We start from the raw sequence: 15,138 nt of genomic DNA, 5'->3' as shown, positions 1-15,138 counted from the left end.
ACGTATCTCAAGGGATAATTCCCTTAAAATTTGAAAACCAAAGTATCTATATCGTCTATACCGCCCAAGCTATCCAGAATATCACTCGGGTCAAGCTGATCATCTTTCGCGATATTCTCTAGCTTTTCGGACAACAGCTTATGACGCTGTGCATTGGAAGCCTGGGTCCACTCAATATCACTCGCCCCATAAGACGATGGATGAGCTTTTAGAGCGTCCGGCTCCGGAAGGGTAGTTACAGCAATCTTCCCAGCCGTCGGCAGATTCTCGAAGGGAGCGCGGTTTGGCGTCCAAACAATAAGGGCATCTTTTAGGAGCATTTGGTCGGCTCAATCTCAGGTCGACGGGATTATTGGGAGTGAATTTGGGGCAGGGCTCTGGCGGCCCCGTCAGCCCGATTCTGATCAAAATCGGGCATCGCGCCACCTCTGGATCGTCCCGTTAGTATCTGCTTAGTAGCTCGGCGCCGCCAATCTCCTAGTAATGGCCGCCTAAGCTATTGATTTTATTGGTGATCCCGACAGGAATCGAACCTGTGACCTACAGATTAGGAATCTGCCGCTCTATCCTACTGAGCTACGGGACCACGCGGCCCGACACATAAACGCTTCGGGCCCGTTCGCCAAGAGGCGTTGCTGGCGTGCCGAGCGGCACTTTGCTCCGTGGCGCCGGGCGAGTGGGCGGCGAGGCAAATCTCGCCGCCGCGCCGCGGAGGCGCTCAGGCGGCGAGCGCCGTCTCGGCCAGCCGCACCCAGTAGCTCATGCCGTGCGGGATGACTTCGTCGTTGAAGTCGTAGGCCGGATGGTGGAGGCCGGCTGAGTCGCCGTTACCGATGAAGATGAAGGCGCCGGGGCGCGCTTCCAGCATGTAGGAAAAATCCTCGCCGCCCATCACCGGCTGGATGGCGCGGTGGACATGGGCGTCGCCGGCGACGTCGGCGGCGATGTCGCTGGCGAAGACCGTCTCTTCCGCATGGTTGAAGGTGACGGGATAGTTGGCGTCGTAGTCGACCTCGATCGTCGCGCCGAAGGCCGACGCCAGGCCGGCGCAGATGGCGCGGATGCGCTCTTCCGCTTTCCTGGCCACTTCCTTCTTCAACGTGCGCACCGTGCCGGCGATCTCGGCCTTCTCGGGAATGACGTTGTAGGCATCGCCGGCGTGAAACTTGGTCACCGACACGACGACGGCCTCGACCGGATCGGTGCTGCGGGAAGCAATGGTCTGCAGCGCGCCGACCAACTGGCTGGTGATGACGATCGGGTCGATCGTGCCGTGCGGCATGGCCGCGTGGCCGCCGCGCCCCTTGACGGTGATGGTGAATTCGGCGGTCGCCGCCATGATCGGGCCGGGCTTGATGGCGAACTCGCCGACGGGAAGGCCGGGCATGTTGTGCATGCCGAACACCTTCGAGATGCCGAAGCGCTCCATCATGCCGTCCTTGACCATCTCGTTGCCGCCGCCGCCGCCTTCCTCGGCCGGCTGGAAGATCACCGCCACCGAGCCGGCAAAATTTCGCGTCTCGGCAAGATATTTGGCGGCGCCGAGCAGCATGGCGGTGTGGCCGTCATGGCCGCAGGCGTGCATCTTGCCCGGGGCGGTCGACGCATAGGGCTTGCCGGTGATCTCGGCGATCGGCAGCGCGTCCATGTCGGCGCGCAGGCCGATGGTCGGACCCTCGCCCTTGCGGCCGCGGATGATGCCGACGACGCCGGTCTTGCCGAGCCCCGTCACAACCTCGTCGCAGTCGAAGGCCTGCAGCTTGTCGGTGACGAAGGCGGCGGTCTGGAAGACGTCGAAGTTCAGTTCCGGCGTCTGGTGCAGATGGCGCCGCCAGCCGGCGACTTCTTCCTGCATTTCCGCGGCACGGTTGAGAATTGGCATAATCGGTCCATCTCTTTGTTGGGGCAGGCGGCTCAGGGCCGCTGCCCGGCAATTGTGATTGCCTGGCGCTTTGCCATTTTGGCGTCACATAGGGTAAATAGCACCGCATAATGCGGTCCGGGGTCGAGGGTCGGTCCGCACCATGCTGGCTATCGCGTAACGAAATCTTACGGAGCCAGCGGCGATTACGGCAAGAGGCGATTTCGGATTTGATTATGCGGCAAAGGCATTTCTTCAACCTATTGCTTGCGGCGGCGCTGGCACTGCCGGTGCTTTCCGGCGCCGCGCGCGCCAATCCGGTGGTGCTGTTCGACCTGAAGAGCGGCAAGGTTCTGGAGCACCAGGACGCCTTCAAGCGCTGGTACCCGGCCTCGCTGAGCAAGCTGATGACGGCCTATGTCACGTTCCGGGCGATCGCAGCCGGCGAAGTTGCGCTCGATTCGCCGATCAAGGTGACGAAACATTCCGCCGGCGAGCCGCCGAGCAAGATGGGCTTCAAGCCGGGCTCGGTGATGCGGCTCGACAATGCGCTGAAGATGATGCTGGTCAAGTCGGCCAACGACATCGCCATGGCGGTGGGCGAGAACATCGGCGGATCGCAGGCGGCCTTCGCCGACCGCATGAATGCCGAGGCCGCCAGGCTCGGCATGGTCGGAACGCATTTCGTCAATCCGAACGGGCTCTATTCGCCGGACCAATACACGACCGCGCGCGACCTTGCCGTCCTGGTGACGGCGCTCCGCAACGATTTTCCGCAATATGCGCCGTGGTTCTCCATCGAGGGGCTTGCGGTCGGCAAGAAGGCGCTTCCCAACTACAATCTCCTGATCGGCCGCTATCCGGGCGCCGACGGCATGAAAACCGGCTTCGTCTGCTCGTCGGGCTTCAACATGATCGGCTCGGCGACCCGCAATGGCCGCACGCTGGTCGCCGTCGTGCTCGGCGAAAAATCAGCGATCAGCCGCGCCGAAACGGCGGCGAAACTGCTCGACCAGGGTTTTGATGCGCCGGCAGCCGGCGCGACGACGCTCGCGGCGCTCAAGCCCTATGGCGACACGCTGTCGCCCAACGATTTGCATGACGAGATCTGCAAGAAGAAGCCGAAGGAAGAGCAATCCGAGGCAGCGCCGACCGTCGCCGCCAAGGACAAGCCGAAATCGCCCTATCAGGTGAAGCTCGACCATCCGACGCTGATCGCGGTCGGCCTCGGCGGTGCGACCGGACCGGCGCCCAAGGCCTTCGTCGACCAGGCCGATCAGAACTATGCCGATGTGCCGCTGCCGACCTGGCGGCCCGACATGCCGCTGCCGGCCGGCGCCGCACCCGCCGCCACCGCTTCCGCCGCGGCGCAGGGAGATCAATCGACCAAGGCGGCGAACTAGCGATGACAGGGCAGAGGCGCGGCGGCTTTCCCATTCCCGTCTCGGTGCTCACCGGCTTTCTCGGCGCCGGCAAGACGACGCTGCTCAACCGGCTGCTCAAGGATCCGGCGCTTGCCGACACGGCCGTCATCATCAACGAGTTCGGCGAGGTGGCGATCGACCATCTTCTGGTCGAGCAGGCTTCGGACGGCATCATCCAGCTTTCCGACGGCTGCCTCTGCTGCACGGTGCGCGGCGACCTTGTCGACACGCTGGCCGATCTCGTCGACCGGCTGCAGACCGGCCGCATCGCCAAGCTGGCGCGCGTCGTCGTAGAAACCACGGGGCTTGCCGACCCTGCGCCGGTGCTGCAGTCGATCATGGCGCATCCGGCGCTGCTGCAGGCTTTCCGGCTCGACGGCGTCATCACGCTGGTCGATGCCGTCAACGGCGAGGCCACGCTCGATGCGCATGTGGAAGCGGTGAAGCAGGCGGCGGTCGCCGATCGCATCGTGCTGACCAAGACCGATCTCACGGAGGCAAGCGGTGTCGAGGCCCTGCGGGCGCGACTTCATCAGATAAACCCGAGCGCCGTCCTGCTCGACGTCAATGATACCGCTGCCGACGCGGCATCGTTGTTCAATTGCGGCCTCTACAATCCCGAAACCAAGAGCGCCGATGTGCGGCGCTGGCTCGGCGAAGAGGCAGCGCATGATCACGATCATAATCACCACGACGATGGCCACGATCACAGCCACCATCATCACGACCATCGCCACGACAGCCGCGTACATTCCCACTCGCTCGTCCACAATGGACCAGTGCCGTTCTCGGCGATCGAGATGTTCCTCGATTTGTTGCGCTCGACGCATGGCGAGAAACTGCTGCGCATGAAGGGCGTCATCGAGCTGATGGAAGATCCGTCACTGCCGCTGGTCATCCACGGCGTGCAGAAGGTCCTGCATCCGCCGGCAAGGCTGCCGGCCTGGCCGGACGGGCAGCGCGGCACCCGGCTGGTGCTGATCACGCTTGATATGCCGCAAGACTATATCCAGCGGCTGTTCGCCGCCTTCACCAACAAGCCGTCGATCGACACGCCCGACCGGGCGGCGCTGGAGGCCAATCCGCTGGCGATTGCCGGACTGTAAGACGAAAGACCTGGTTCAGGCCGCCGTGCCGCGTTCGACCAGGAAACGATGGCCGCCGGCAATCGTGGCCGTCTCGATCAGTTGGTGACCGGCATCGGCGCAGAAGGCCGGAATGTCGATCACGGCCAGCGGGTCGGTGGTTTCCAGCCACAGACGGCTGCCGGGCCGCATCGCGGCCAGGCGTTTGCGCGCCTTGAGCACCGGCAACGGGCAGTTCAGCCCCTTCAAATCGTAGATAGCGGTTGATCTGGCCAAGATCGAAAAATCTAGCCGCCGAACATGCCGAGTAGCTTCTTCTTCAGCTTCGAGACTGTGCCTTCGTCGGCGCTCGCCGCCTGGGTCTCAGCCGCCGGCTGGCCCGGCGCGACCTCGACGCCCGCGGTGACCACCGGCTGCTGAGCCGCCTGCTTGGCGGCTTCCTTTTCGGCCAGAGCCTGCGCCTTGGCAGCTTCCTTGGCGGCCTTGGCCGCCTCGATCGCGGCCAGCCGCTGCTCCTCGGCCTTGCGCTTGGCTTCCTTCTCCGCGTCGATCGCCGCCATCTTCCGGCCAAGCGGGGAATCGATGCGGCCCATGCGCGTCGTCTCCGTCACCGAGCCGTCGGAATTCATCGACGGCGGGTCGATCGGCACGCGCTCGCCGCGGGCGCGGCGCTTCGACCAATCGGAAACGATGCTGGCTTCCTTGATACCGGCAATGGTCGGCTTGGGTGCCGGGGTGCTCGACTTCACAGCCGAGTTGAAGGCCGCGTCGTAGCTCTTCTCATAGTTGGCATACGCCGTCTTCAGCGAGTCGGGCTGCGTCGTTTCAGGGCAGGGGCCGGTCGGGTTGAAGGTCGTGCCTTCGGGCGCGACCTGGTTGAAGACGTAACGTTTCTCGCAGACGTCAACCTTCGGCGGCACCTTGGTAATCTCGAAATTGTCGTAGCCGACCTTCAGCATCTTCCAGAACTCGTAGTTCGGGTCGTTGCGGTAGCGCGCCATGTTGGCGGCGGTCATGCGGAACGGAAAGGCCTGGATCTGGAACTCGGTCTGGCCGCCCTGGAAAGCATCACGGCCGAAGGCATAGATCTGCTCGATCTGCGCATCGGTCATCGAATAGCAACCGGAGGACGAACAGGCGCCGTGCACCATCAGGTTGGCGCCGGTGCGGCCGTTGGCGCGATCATAGGCGTTGGGGAAGCCGATGTTGAAGGACAGGTGGTAGTTCGAGCGCGGATTCATCTGCGAGGGACGCACCGTGTAGAAGCCTTCTGGCGCCTGGCGGTCGCCCTCGGTGTATTTGGGACCGAGCTTGCCCGACCATTTGCAGATGTCGTAGCTGGCGACGAGATCGTAGCGGCCGTTGGTCTTGGCCTTCCAGATCTCCAGCTTGCCTTCTTCCTTGAAGATGCGTGCCATCACCGACGAAGTGCGCACCATGCCCTTCGCCCTCATGTCGGCAAGGATCTTGTCCGGCAGCGGCTTGTTGGCCTCCGGCGCAAAATCCTTCATCGACGAATCATTGCAGCCGGCGACGCCTATCGCGGCGATCAGGACTCCGGTGCGGGCAAGCTTGGCAAACATCGATACGGCTACGTCTTTTCTCTCGGGCCAACGGCTTCGGCATGGCCTGGCCCGCAGGCTGAACACCAATGAACCGTAAGCCCGTTAACCTTGAAAATTCCTTACCGCAAGCATCGGCCAACCCCTCACGGATATTTTCATTGAGCCGAATGCGGCGGCATTTTTGTGGCGAAATTGTTCGTTGCCGCCACAGTTTACCGCGAGCGGCCCGATTAAAGGCTGCGGCCCATCGCCAGATATTTCTCGCGGCGCTGCTCGCGGAAGTCGACGTTGGCGCCGGCAAAGTCCCTCATCGTCTTGGCGATCAGGTCGCCGGTGGCGGCAATCACCGTTTCCGGCGCACGCTGGGCGCCGCCCATCGGCTCGGGAACGATGGCGTCGATGATCTTCATTTCGAGAAGATCCTGGGCGGTGATCTTCATGTTGGTCGCCGCGTCCTTGGAACGGGTGGTGTCGCGCCAAAGGATCGAGGCCGCGCCCTCGGGCGAGATCACCGAATAGATGGCGTGCTCCAGCATGTAGACGCGGTTGGCGGTGGCGATCGCGATGGCGCCGCCGGAGCCGCCTTCGCCGATGACGACGGAGATCGACGGCACCTTCAGCGCCAGGCAGGCCGAGGTCGAGCGCGCGATGGCCTCGGCCTGGCCGCGCTCCTCGGCGCCGACGCCGGGATAGGCGCCGGCGGTGTCCACCAGCGTCAAGAGCGGGATGCTGAAGCGATCGGCAAGCTCCATCAATCGCACCGCCTTGCGGTAGCCTTCAGGCCGCACCGAGCCGAAATTGTGCTTTATGCGGCTTGCCGTGTCGGAACCCTTCTCCTGGCCGATCACCGCCACCGGCTCGCCGCGGAAGCGCGCGAAGCCGCCGACGATCGCCTGGTCGTCGCCGAAATTGCGGTCGCCGGCCAAAGGCGTGAAATCGCTGAACAGGCCCTTGATGTAGTCGAGGCAGTGCGGCCGGTCCGGATGGCGGGCCACCTGCACCTTCTGCCACGGGGTGAGCGCCTTATAGAGGTCGCGCAGCGCATCGCGCGAACGCTTTTCCAGCCTGCTGATCTCGTCGGCGACATCGACCGCCTCGCCGTTCTCCGCGAGCTTCTTCAGCTCAAGGATCTTGAGCTCCAGATCCTGCACCGGCTTTTCGAAATCGAGGTAATTGTACATGCTTGGGCGGACCGATCCGTCGGAAGGCAATGGCTGGCGGAACCATGGAAATGCTGGCTCCGGGCGGTGGAACGTCGCCCTCACATAGCGATATGAGGCCTAGTCGGCAAGCGGATGATGATCGTTGACCAGCCGCACCAGCCGCTCCTCCAGCACATGGGTGTAGATCTGCGTGGTGGAGATATCGGCATGGCCAAGCAGTTGCTGCACGGCTCTAAGATCGGCGCCGTTCTGCAGGAGATGGCTGGCAAAGGCATGGCGCAGAACATGCGGCGAGATCTTGGCCGAGGCGATGCCGGCCCGCGCCGCCAAACCTTTGAGATCGCGCGCGAAAACCTGCCGGGAAAGATGGCCGCTATCAGATGAGGCGGGAAATAGGTAGGGGCTGTCGGCAAAGGCCGGCCTGGTTGCCCGCTCCGAAAGCCATGCCCGCATCGCGGCGCGCGCCTTGGCCGACAGCGGCACCATGCGCTCCTTGTCGCCCTTGCCGCGCACCATGAAGAAACGGTCGTCGCGCAGCGCGACCGTCACCGGCAGGCCGACCAATTCGGAAACGCGCAGGCCCGTGGCATAGAGCACCTCGACCAGCGCGTGCAGGCGTAGCGCCGCCAGCCGATCATCGTCCGGCGCGCCGCCGCCCGCCTCCTCCGCCGCACGGTCGAGCATGCGACCGGTCTCGGCTTCGGTCATGGTCTTCGGCAGCGGCCGGCCCTTCCTCGGACTGTCCAGCGTGCCGGTCGGGTCGTCGCCGCGCAGGCCTTCGGCGTAAAGGAACTTGAAGAACTGGCGGATTGCCGACAATTTGCGCGCCTGCGAGGTCGGGGCGAAGCCGCGCGCGGCGATGTCGTCGAGATAGGCGCGGATATTCTCCGCTCCCGCTCCCGCCAGTCCGCCGCCGATGGCTTCGGAGGCGTCTTCCAGGTCGCGGCGGTAGGAGGACAGCGTATTCTCGGCCGCACCCCGCTCGGCGCTCATCATCTCCAGAAAGGCTTCGATGCGGGCCGCGCTGTTCATCTGGCCTGGGTCAGTTCTTCTTCGGATTGAGCTTTTCGGCGGGAATGCGCACGCTCATTTCCGCCTTCTTCGGCTCCACGAACATCGCCAGCGCGAACATCGCGCCATAGGTGACGCCTGCAAGAACCGCCAGCGTCACGACAAACCGAAACAATGTCGGCATTCAATCTTCGCCCGTCTTCTTGTTCTGCGATTCCAAACCCTGTGCCCTTATGGGACGCCAATCCGGCCAATTCAAGGACGAAGGATTTGGGCAAAGGATTTGTCGGCGAAGGTTCTCGAAGGAAAGCCGCACGATCAGGCCCGCCTGCGGGGCCCTGCTTGACGCAAACAGGCTTTTGATGTCGATACGGCGCAAAGAGGGTTCCGCATGAACGCGCTACCAGCAAATCCGCCGGACGAAGGCCGTGTCGCGCTGCTCGAGTGCCTCGGCAGCCGCTCCATCGTCTTTGTCGGCCTGATGGGCGCCGGCAAGACGGCGATCGGCCGCAAGGTGGCGGCGATGCTTTCGCTGCCCTTCATCGACAGCGACCAGGAGATCGAGAGCGTATCGCGCATGACCGTGCCGGAGCTGTTCGAGCGCTATGGCGAGCCTGAGTTCCGGGCGCTGGAGCAGCGGGTGATCCTGCGGCTGCTCGAGAACGGTCCGCAGGTGCTGTCGACCGGCGGCGGTGCCTTCATGAACGCGCAGACGCGCGAGGCGGTCGCCGGCCATGGTGTCTCGGTCTGGCTGAAGGCCGATCTCGATCTCCTGATGGAGCGGGTTTCGAAGAAGCAGAACCGGCCGCTGTTGAAGAATCCCGATCCGCGCGGCGTGCTGGAGAAGCTGATGGGCGAGCGCTATCCGGTCTATGCCACGGCCGACATCACCGTTTCGACCCGCGACGACCGCAAGGAAGTCATCGCCGGCGAGGTGGTGTGCGCGCTTTGCGCCTATCTCGGGATCGCGGCAATCGCCACCAGCGACGACGAGGTAGAGCCGTGAGCCACGCCGAACCGGTGAAGGTCGAGGTCGGGCTCGGCGACCGTGCTTATGACATACTGATCGGGCCCGGCCTGCTTTCCGGCGCCGGAACCGAAATCGCGGGCCGCCTTCCCGGCACACGGGCGGCCATCGTCACCGACGAGAATGTCGCCGCAGCGCATCTCGAAACGCTGAGGGCCGGCCTGGAAAAAGGCGGCATCCAGGCCGCCGTCATCACGTTGCCGGCCGGCGAAAAGACCAAGAGCTTCGCCCACCTCGAAGAGGTCGTCGACGGCGTGCTCGCCGCCAGGCTCGAACGGCGCGACGTGGTGATAGCACTCGGCGGCGGCGTCATCGGCGATCTTGCCGGTTTCGCCGCCGGCATCGTGCGGCGCGGGATGAATTTCGTGCAGGTGCCGACCTCGCTGCTGGCGCAGGTCGATTCTTCGGTCGGCGGCAAGACCGGCATCAACAGCGTACGCGGCAAGAACCTGGTCGGGGTCTTCAACCAGCCCAAGCTGGTGTTGGCCGACACCGGCGTGCTCGACACGCTGCCGATCCGCGAGTTCCGCGCCGGCTATGCCGAGCTTGCCAAATACGGGCTGATCGACCGGCCCGGCTTCTTCGCCTGGCTGGAGGAGAACTGGCAAAAAGTGTTCGCCGGCGGCCAGGAGCGGACCGAAGCCATCGCCGAGGCCTGCCGGGCCAAGGCCGATGTGGTCGCCCGCGACGAGTTCGAGACCGGCGACCGCGCGCTGCTCAATCTCGGCCACACTTTCGGCCATGCGCTCGAAGCCGCCACGAATTACGACGGCGCCCGTCTCGTCCATGGCGAGGGCGTCGCCATCGGCATGGCGCTGGCGCACCGCTTCTCGGCGCGCCTCAATCTGGCTAGCCCTGACGATGCCGAGCGCGTGGAAGCGCATCTTCGCGCCGTCGGCCTGCCCTGGCGGATGGCCGACATATCCGGCGAATTGCCGGATGCCGAGGCGCTGCTTGGCTTCATCACCCAGGACAAGAAGGTCTCGCGCGGCGCGCTCACCTTCATCCTGACGCGCGGCGTCGGCCAGGCCTTCATTGCCAAGGACGTGCCGCCCTCGGAAGTGCTGTCCTTCCTCAAGGCGAGCCATCCCGGATGATCGACGCCGGCTGGATCGCCGCAGCCGTCCTTGCCGCCATCATCGTGCTGGCGCTTCTCTTGCGCACCCCTCTGTTCGCGGCGCTCGGCTACAGTCTGCAGCCGATCGAGCCGACGGCGCCCGAGGACGATGAGCCGGACGAGAACGGCGACGACACCCGCCGCAACGGGCAGGCGCGCGAGGACCGCAACCGGCTGGGCGCGCTGTTCGATCTCGAGGAGCTCGAGGTTTCGGACGTGATGGTCCATCGCACCAACATGCGCTCGGTCAACGCCGACGATCCGCCGGAAATGGTGGTGCGCGAGATCCTGCAGAGCCCGCACACCCGCATGCCACTCTGGAAAGGCACGCTCGACAACATCGTCGGCGTGCTGCACGCCAAGGATCTGCTCAGGGCGCTCAACGAGGTCGGCAACGACTTTTCCAAGATCGACGTGACAAAAATCGCGTCGAAGCCATGGTTTGTGCCCGACACCACCACCTTGCAGGATCAGCTCAACGCCTTCCTGCGCCGCAAGGCGCATTTCGCCATCGTCGTCGACGAATATGGTGAGATGGAAGGGCTGGTGACGCTGGAAGACATCATCGAGGAGATCGTCGGCGAGATTGCCGACGAGCACGATGTCGACATGCAAGGCGTCAAGCAGGAGGCCGACGGCTCGGTCGTCGTCGACGGCACGGTGCCGATCCGCGACCTCAACCGGGCGCTCGATTGGGATCTGCCGGACGAGGAGGCGACGACGATCGCCGGCCTCGTCATCCACGAGACGCAGACGATCCCCGAGGAAAAGCAGGCCTTCACCTTCCACGGCAAGCGTTTCGTCGTGATGAAGCGCGACAAGAACCGCATTGCGAGGTTGAGGATCCGTCCCGCCGGCGAGGGTTAAGGCGCGTTGATACTCAGGTGATACCGGCCTGCAAATGGCGATCTTCGCCTTGCGTTACGCCATTTTCCGCAAAGCCTGCCGAAGGGCAACGAGCTCATTGACGACCGGCTAGGATCATCCGGTCCAACTGAGCCCCCCGGATTGAGCCGACAACGGATTTGGTGCGCGGCAAGCGCTGGCTCCGCCGCGGAACCATGAGGCCTCGCATGAGTTGGAGAGGCAATCCGTGAGAAGCGCGTTCAAGACGCCGCCGCAAGCCCGGGAAACATAGCGGTCAAGTGCCTCGGCGTTCCCCAAGGAGGCAAAAAATGCTCGATCTTTCTCGTGAACGCAATCGAATGGTCGACGTCCACATCAGCCGCCGTGGCATCCACGATCGGGAGATTCTGCACGCGATGCGCGAGGTTCCGCGTGAAGCGTTCGTCGAGCCTGGCTTTGAAGAATTCGCCTATGAAGACGGGCCATTGCCGATCGCCGACGGCCAGACGATATCGCAGCCTTATATTGTCGCCTTCATGATCGACATGGCCGGGCTCGAGCCGGGGGACCATGTCCTTGAGGTCGGTACGGGCTCCGGCTATGCGGCCGCCGTGATGAGCCGCATCGTCGACCATGTCTATACGATCGAGCGTCACCCCGGCTTGGCTGAAACGGCTAGGCAACGGTTCAAAAAGCTGGGTTACGGCAATATCGAGGTGCGGACCGGCGACGGCACCAAGGGCTGGCCCGAAGCAGCTCCTTTCGATGCCATCCTGGTCGCGGCGGGCGGACCAGGCGCACCGCTTGCGCTGCAGGAACAGCTCGACGTCGGCGGCAGGCTGGTCATTCCAATCGGCGACGAGCCGGATGAGCAGCGGCTTCTGAAGGTCGTGCGAACAGGAGCCGCGACTTACAGCGAAGAGGATTTCGGCGGCGTAAGATTTGTTCCCCTGATCGGCGAGCAGGGCTGGCCTGAAGGCAGCAACTTCGCCACGACCGGCCATCTTGTCGGCCGTGCCCGCGCCCGAAGCCTGCCGGAGATGATCGCCGCGGCGGCCGAGCCGCTCCCGGAATTCGATGATCCGGCATTCGGCGCGTTGTTCGACCGGTTTGCCGATCGGCGCGTTGTCCTGCTGGGCGAGGCCAGCCACGGTACGTCCGAGTTCTACCGGGCCCGCGCCGCGATTACCCGCAGACTCATCGAAAAGCACGGCTTCACTGTTGTGGCCGTAGAGGCCGACTGGCCCGATGCCGCGGCGATCGACCGTTACGTCCGCCACCGCGCCGCTTCAGCCAGCCCAGATACGCCATTCCAGAGATTTCCCACCTGGATGTGGCGCAACACGGATGTCGCGGCCTTTGTCGCGTGGCAGCGAGAATACAACGGCCGCGTCAGGCTATCGTCCCGTCAGGCAGGCTTCTATGGCCTCGATATCTACAACATGAGCGGATCCATCGCAGCGGTCCTGAAATACCTCGATCGCGTCGATCCGCAAGCGGCAGGCGTCGCCCGTGAACGCTATGGCTGCCTGACGCCGTGGCAGAGTGAACCTTCCACTTATGGCCGCGCCGCGCTGACCGAAGGCTATCAGAAATGCGAAGAGGCCGTGCTGCAACAGTGCCGCGACCTGCTGGCAAGGCAGCTCGAACACGCCGAGCGCGATGGCGCCGATCTGTTCGACGCTACGCAAAACGCCCGGCTCATCGCTTCGGCCGAGCGTTACTATCGCATCATGTACTATGGCGGCCCGCAATCGTGGAATCTGCGCGATACGCATATGTTCGAGACGCTGGAGCATCTGCTGGCGGCGCGTGGCCCGGATGCCAGGGCGGTGGTATGGGCACACAATTCCCACATCGGCGATGCCCGCTACACCGAAATGGGGATCGTCCGGGACGAGGTGAACATCGGCCAGCTCTGCCGGCAACAATTCGGCAACGAGGTGGCCCTGATCGGCTTTGGCACCCATTCCGGGACCGTTGCCGCAGCCTCGGACTGGGACGGCGAAATGGAAGTGAAAGCAGTGCGGCCTTCGCATGGCGACAGCTACGAGCGGCTCTGCCACGATTGCGGCGTCGCGCGCTTCCTGCTCGACCTGAGGCGCGATGAACCCTTGCGGAGCCGGCTTCTCGAGCGCCGGCTGGAGCGCTTTATTGGCGTGATCTATCGGTCGGAAACCGAATTGCGCAGCCATTATGCGGATGTGTCGCTTGCACAGCAGTTCGATGCCTTCGTCTGGTTCGACGAAACAGAAGCGGTAACGCCGCTTGGACCGGAGCATGCAGTGGCGGGCGTTCCCGATACCTATCCGTTCGGCCTTTAGAGGGTTGCGGCGTCACGTAGAGCAGGACCGCGAGCGCGACGACGCCGCCGATCCCGGCAAATCCGCCAATCGTCAAGCCGGGATAGCAGATCGCCTGCACGAATTTGTAGGTGGCTCCTTGAGACGCAACTTGCCGGGCGCCTTGGTGCAACCGGGAACCATCTCAAAGTTCCTTTGTCGAGCGCTCGCTGAGCGTCGCGCCGGTTTCAGCATCCATTGCCGCCAGGCTGACGTCGTAGCCCCATAGGCGTCGGATATGGCGCAGGGTCGCGTCGCGGCTTTCGTCCTCGAGCAGGATGCCGTCCTTGACATTGTGCCGCAGCCGCAGATGCCGGTCTCCCAGAAGGTCGACGTCAACCACCTGGATATCGGGCCGGCTCGCACCCACGTCGTAGCTCTGGGCCAACGCGGACCGTATCTTGCTGTAGCCGCGCTCGTTGTGGATCGAGGCGACTTCGTAGTGCGGCTCGTCCGCGCCGTCGGCCAGCACGAAGAGCCGCCATTTCCGGATCAGGGCGGGGCTCAGATACTGGCGGACGAAGGATTCGTCACGGTGGTTGGCCCAGGCATCGAGCAAGGTGTCGCGCCAGTCGCCGCGGCCGGCGATGTCCGGAAACCAGTCGCGGTCCTCCGCGGTCGGCTCGGTCGAGATGCGCTGGATGTCCTGCATCATGCCGAGACCCAGCGCATAGGGATTGATGCCGGAAAAACGCGGATCGTCGAAGGCAGGCTGGAAAACCACGTTCGAATGATTGCGCAGGATCTCGAGCATGGCGCCTTCGCTGATGCGGCCACGATCGAAAAGCATGTACATGAGCGTGTAGTGCACGAAGGTGGCGCAGCCCTCGTTCATCACCTGGGTCTGCCGCTGCGGGTAAAAATATTGCGCAATCACACGCACGATCCGGATGATCTCGCGCTGCCAGGGCTCGAGCACCAGGCTGTTCTTCTCCAGGAAGTAGAGCAGGTTCTCCTCGGGCAGATTGAGCGATTTCTTCCGCTCGGCAAGGCTTTCGTCCGCTGCCTCTGGCTTGTTCCTTCCCTGCGACGGCGGCAGCGTGCGCCACAAATCATTATAGGAGCGCTCCTCATATTCGAGGCGCTCGCGAAGCCCTTCGCGCTGCTGCTCCGACGACAGCTTCGGCGGACGATGGTAGCGGAAGACGCCTTGCTCCATCAGCGCGTGGGCGGAATCGAGCACCGCCTCCACGGCCGCCAGGCCGTGCCGTTCCTCGCATCGGGCGATGTAGCTTTTGGCAAAGTCCAGATAGCTCAGGATGCCTCCCGCGTCCGTCCATTGCCGGAAGAGATGATTGTTCTTGAAGAAATGGTTGTGGCCAAGCGCGGCATGGGCCGTCACCAGGGCCTGCAAGGCCATGGTGTTCTCTTCCATCAGGTAGACGATGCAGGGGTTGGAGTTGATGACCAGTTCATAGGCCAAACCGCGCGCGCCCTTGCGGTAGAGAAACTCGTTGTAAAGGAAATGCTTGCCGAACGACCAATGCCGATACATCAGCGGCATGCCGACCGAGGAATAGGCGTCGAGCATCTGCTCGGAGGAAATGACCTCCATCTGCACCGGATAGATGTCGAGGCGAAGCTCTTCGACCCCTATCGCCTCGATCTCTTCGTAGACGCGCGACAGTTTCGCAAAATCCCAGTCCGACCCGGAAAACAGCAGTTCGGATTTGCGCGCTTGACTGACCATCGGCTCC

Annotated in this window: 14 protein-coding genes and 1 tRNA gene; 6 read left to right on the top strand and 9 right to left on the bottom strand. The window is 63.6% G+C overall.

All coding sequences use genetic code 11. From position 1 onward, the window contains the following. Nucleotides 1-23 precede the first annotated feature (23 nt). The 3 genes from DH10_RS32325 to DH10_RS32315 all read right to left on the bottom strand — a co-directional run bounded on the left by DH10_RS32325 (nt 24) and on the right by DH10_RS32315 (nt 1,882). Nucleotides 24-320, bottom strand: a complete 297-nt coding sequence (locus DH10_RS32325; protein WP_192385759.1) for a hypothetical protein — start codon at nt 318-320, stop codon at nt 24-26. Nucleotides 321-509: 189 nt separating this feature from the next. After that, nucleotides 510-586: transfer RNA gene (locus tag DH10_RS32320), tRNA-Arg, on the bottom strand. A gap of 132 nt (nt 587-718) precedes the next feature. After that, the gene (locus tag DH10_RS32315; protein WP_192251668.1) at nt 719-1,882 is read right to left on the bottom strand and encodes a M20 aminoacylase family protein; all 1,164 of its coding nucleotides are present in this window, start codon (nt 1,880-1,882) and stop codon (nt 719-721) included. A 215-nt stretch (nt 1,883-2,097) separates the two neighbouring features. Here DH10_RS32315 and DH10_RS32310 point away from each other — a divergent pair, with 215 nt between their 5' ends. Both DH10_RS32310 and DH10_RS32305 read left to right on the top strand, forming a co-directional pair. Further along, complete coding sequence (locus DH10_RS32310; RefSeq protein WP_192251665.1) at nt 2,098-3,264, top strand: D-alanyl-D-alanine carboxypeptidase family protein; 1,167 nt, start codon at nt 2,098-2,100, stop codon at nt 3,262-3,264. 2 nt (nt 3,265-3,266) lie between these two features. Further along, nucleotides 3,267-4,391: a CobW family GTP-binding protein gene (locus DH10_RS32305; RefSeq protein ID WP_192251662.1), complete on the top strand. Its 1,125-nt coding sequence runs from the start codon at nt 3,267-3,269 to the stop codon at nt 4,389-4,391. A 15-nt stretch (nt 4,392-4,406) separates the two neighbouring features. Here DH10_RS32305 and DH10_RS32300 read toward each other — a convergent pair whose 3' ends face one another. From DH10_RS32300 to DH10_RS32280, 5 genes are all read right to left on the bottom strand, one after another. After that, the gene (locus DH10_RS32300; protein ID WP_192251659.1) at nt 4,407-4,646 is read right to left on the bottom strand and encodes a sulfurtransferase TusA family protein; all 240 of its coding nucleotides are present in this window, start codon (nt 4,644-4,646) and stop codon (nt 4,407-4,409) included. 11 nt (nt 4,647-4,657) lie between these two features. After that, a complete protein-coding gene (locus tag DH10_RS32295) occupies nt 4,658-5,953 on the bottom strand; it encodes a L,D-transpeptidase family protein (RefSeq protein ID WP_192251656.1) in 1,296 nt (431 codons plus the stop codon). Between the two features lie 212 nt (nt 5,954-6,165). Continuing rightward, nucleotides 6,166-7,116, bottom strand: a complete 951-nt coding sequence (locus tag DH10_RS32290) for an acetyl-CoA carboxylase carboxyltransferase subunit alpha (RefSeq protein ID WP_192251651.1) — start codon at nt 7,114-7,116, stop codon at nt 6,166-6,168. A gap of 99 nt (nt 7,117-7,215) precedes the next feature. Continuing rightward, complete coding sequence (locus DH10_RS32285; RefSeq protein WP_192385757.1) at nt 7,216-8,130, bottom strand: site-specific tyrosine recombinase XerD; 915 nt, start codon at nt 8,128-8,130, stop codon at nt 7,216-7,218. Between the two features lie 10 nt (nt 8,131-8,140). Beyond that, complete coding sequence (locus DH10_RS32280) at nt 8,141-8,293, bottom strand: histidine kinase (RefSeq protein ID WP_192251645.1); 153 nt, start codon at nt 8,291-8,293, stop codon at nt 8,141-8,143. 207 nt (nt 8,294-8,500) lie between these two features. Here DH10_RS32280 and DH10_RS32275 point away from each other — a divergent pair, with 207 nt between their 5' ends. The 4 genes from DH10_RS32275 to DH10_RS32260 all read left to right on the top strand — a co-directional run bounded on the left by DH10_RS32275 (nt 8,501) and on the right by DH10_RS32260 (nt 13,423). After that, entirely contained in the window at nt 8,501-9,115 is a 615-nt protein-coding gene (locus tag DH10_RS32275; RefSeq protein WP_192251642.1) for a shikimate kinase, read from the top strand. Continuing rightward, nucleotides 9,112-10,233: a 3-dehydroquinate synthase gene (gene aroB, locus DH10_RS32270; protein WP_192385755.1), complete on the top strand. Its 1,122-nt coding sequence runs from the start codon at nt 9,112-9,114 to the stop codon at nt 10,231-10,233. Before DH10_RS32275 ends, aroB begins: the two co-directional genes overlap by 4 nt. Then, nucleotides 10,230-11,120 (top strand): HlyC/CorC family transporter, encoded by an 891-nt coding sequence (locus DH10_RS32265; protein WP_192251636.1) that lies wholly within the window; start codon nt 10,230-10,232, stop codon nt 11,118-11,120. The genes aroB and DH10_RS32265 overlap by 4 nt, the downstream gene beginning before the upstream one ends. Before the next feature lie 308 nt (nt 11,121-11,428). Then, the gene (locus DH10_RS32260; RefSeq protein ID WP_192385753.1) at nt 11,429-13,423 is read left to right on the top strand and encodes a protein-L-isoaspartate(D-aspartate) O-methyltransferase; all 1,995 of its coding nucleotides are present in this window, start codon (nt 11,429-11,431) and stop codon (nt 13,421-13,423) included. A 163-nt stretch (nt 13,424-13,586) separates the two neighbouring features. Here DH10_RS32260 and DH10_RS32255 read toward each other — a convergent pair whose 3' ends face one another. After that, nucleotides 13,587-15,131, bottom strand: coding sequence for a SpoVR family protein (locus DH10_RS32255; protein ID WP_192385752.1), 1,545 nt, complete (start codon nt 15,129-15,131; stop codon nt 13,587-13,589). Nucleotides 15,132-15,138 lie beyond the last annotated feature (7 nt).

Origin of the sequence: Mesorhizobium silamurunense, from assembly GCF_014843825.1 — a bacterium.
GTDB lineage: Bacteria > Pseudomonadota > Alphaproteobacteria > Rhizobiales > Rhizobiaceae > Mesorhizobium > Mesorhizobium silamurunense.
Note: the sequence above shows the minus strand (reverse complement) of the source record. Positions and strands in the feature narration are given on the sequence as shown.

Excerpts from the sequence above, each read along its gene's own strand:
- DH10_RS32315 (WP_192251668.1), bottom strand. The coding sequence starts at position 1,882 with ATGCCAATTCTCAACCGTGCCGCGGAAATGCAGGAAGAAGTCGCCGGC.
- DH10_RS32260 (WP_192385753.1), top strand. The coding sequence starts at position 11,429 with ATGCTCGATCTTTCTCGTGAACGCAATCGAATGGTCGACGTCCACATC.
- DH10_RS32295 (WP_192251656.1), bottom strand. The coding sequence starts at position 5,953 with ATGTTTGCCAAGCTTGCCCGCACCGGAGTCCTGATCGCCGCGATAGGC.
- DH10_RS32305 (WP_192251662.1), top strand. The coding sequence starts at position 3,267 with ATGACAGGGCAGAGGCGCGGCGGCTTTCCCATTCCCGTCTCGGTGCTC.
- DH10_RS32280 (WP_192251645.1), bottom strand. The coding sequence starts at position 8,293 with ATGCCGACATTGTTTCGGTTTGTCGTGACGCTGGCGGTTCTTGCAGGC.
- DH10_RS32310 (WP_192251665.1), top strand. The coding sequence starts at position 2,098 with ATGCGGCAAAGGCATTTCTTCAACCTATTGCTTGCGGCGGCGCTGGCA.
- DH10_RS32290 (WP_192251651.1), bottom strand. The coding sequence starts at position 7,116 with ATGTACAATTACCTCGATTTCGAAAAGCCGGTGCAGGATCTGGAGCTC.
- DH10_RS32285 (WP_192385757.1), bottom strand. The coding sequence starts at position 8,130 with ATGAACAGCGCGGCCCGCATCGAAGCCTTTCTGGAGATGATGAGCGCC.
- DH10_RS32255 (WP_192385752.1), bottom strand. The coding sequence starts at position 15,131 with ATGGTCAGTCAAGCGCGCAAATCCGAACTGCTGTTTTCCGGGTCGGAC.
- DH10_RS32265 (WP_192251636.1), top strand. The coding sequence starts at position 10,230 with ATGATCGACGCCGGCTGGATCGCCGCAGCCGTCCTTGCCGCCATCATC.
- DH10_RS32325 (WP_192385759.1), bottom strand. The coding sequence starts at position 320 with ATGCTCCTAAAAGATGCCCTTATTGTTTGGACGCCAAACCGCGCTCCC.
- DH10_RS32275 (WP_192251642.1), top strand. The coding sequence starts at position 8,501 with ATGAACGCGCTACCAGCAAATCCGCCGGACGAAGGCCGTGTCGCGCTG.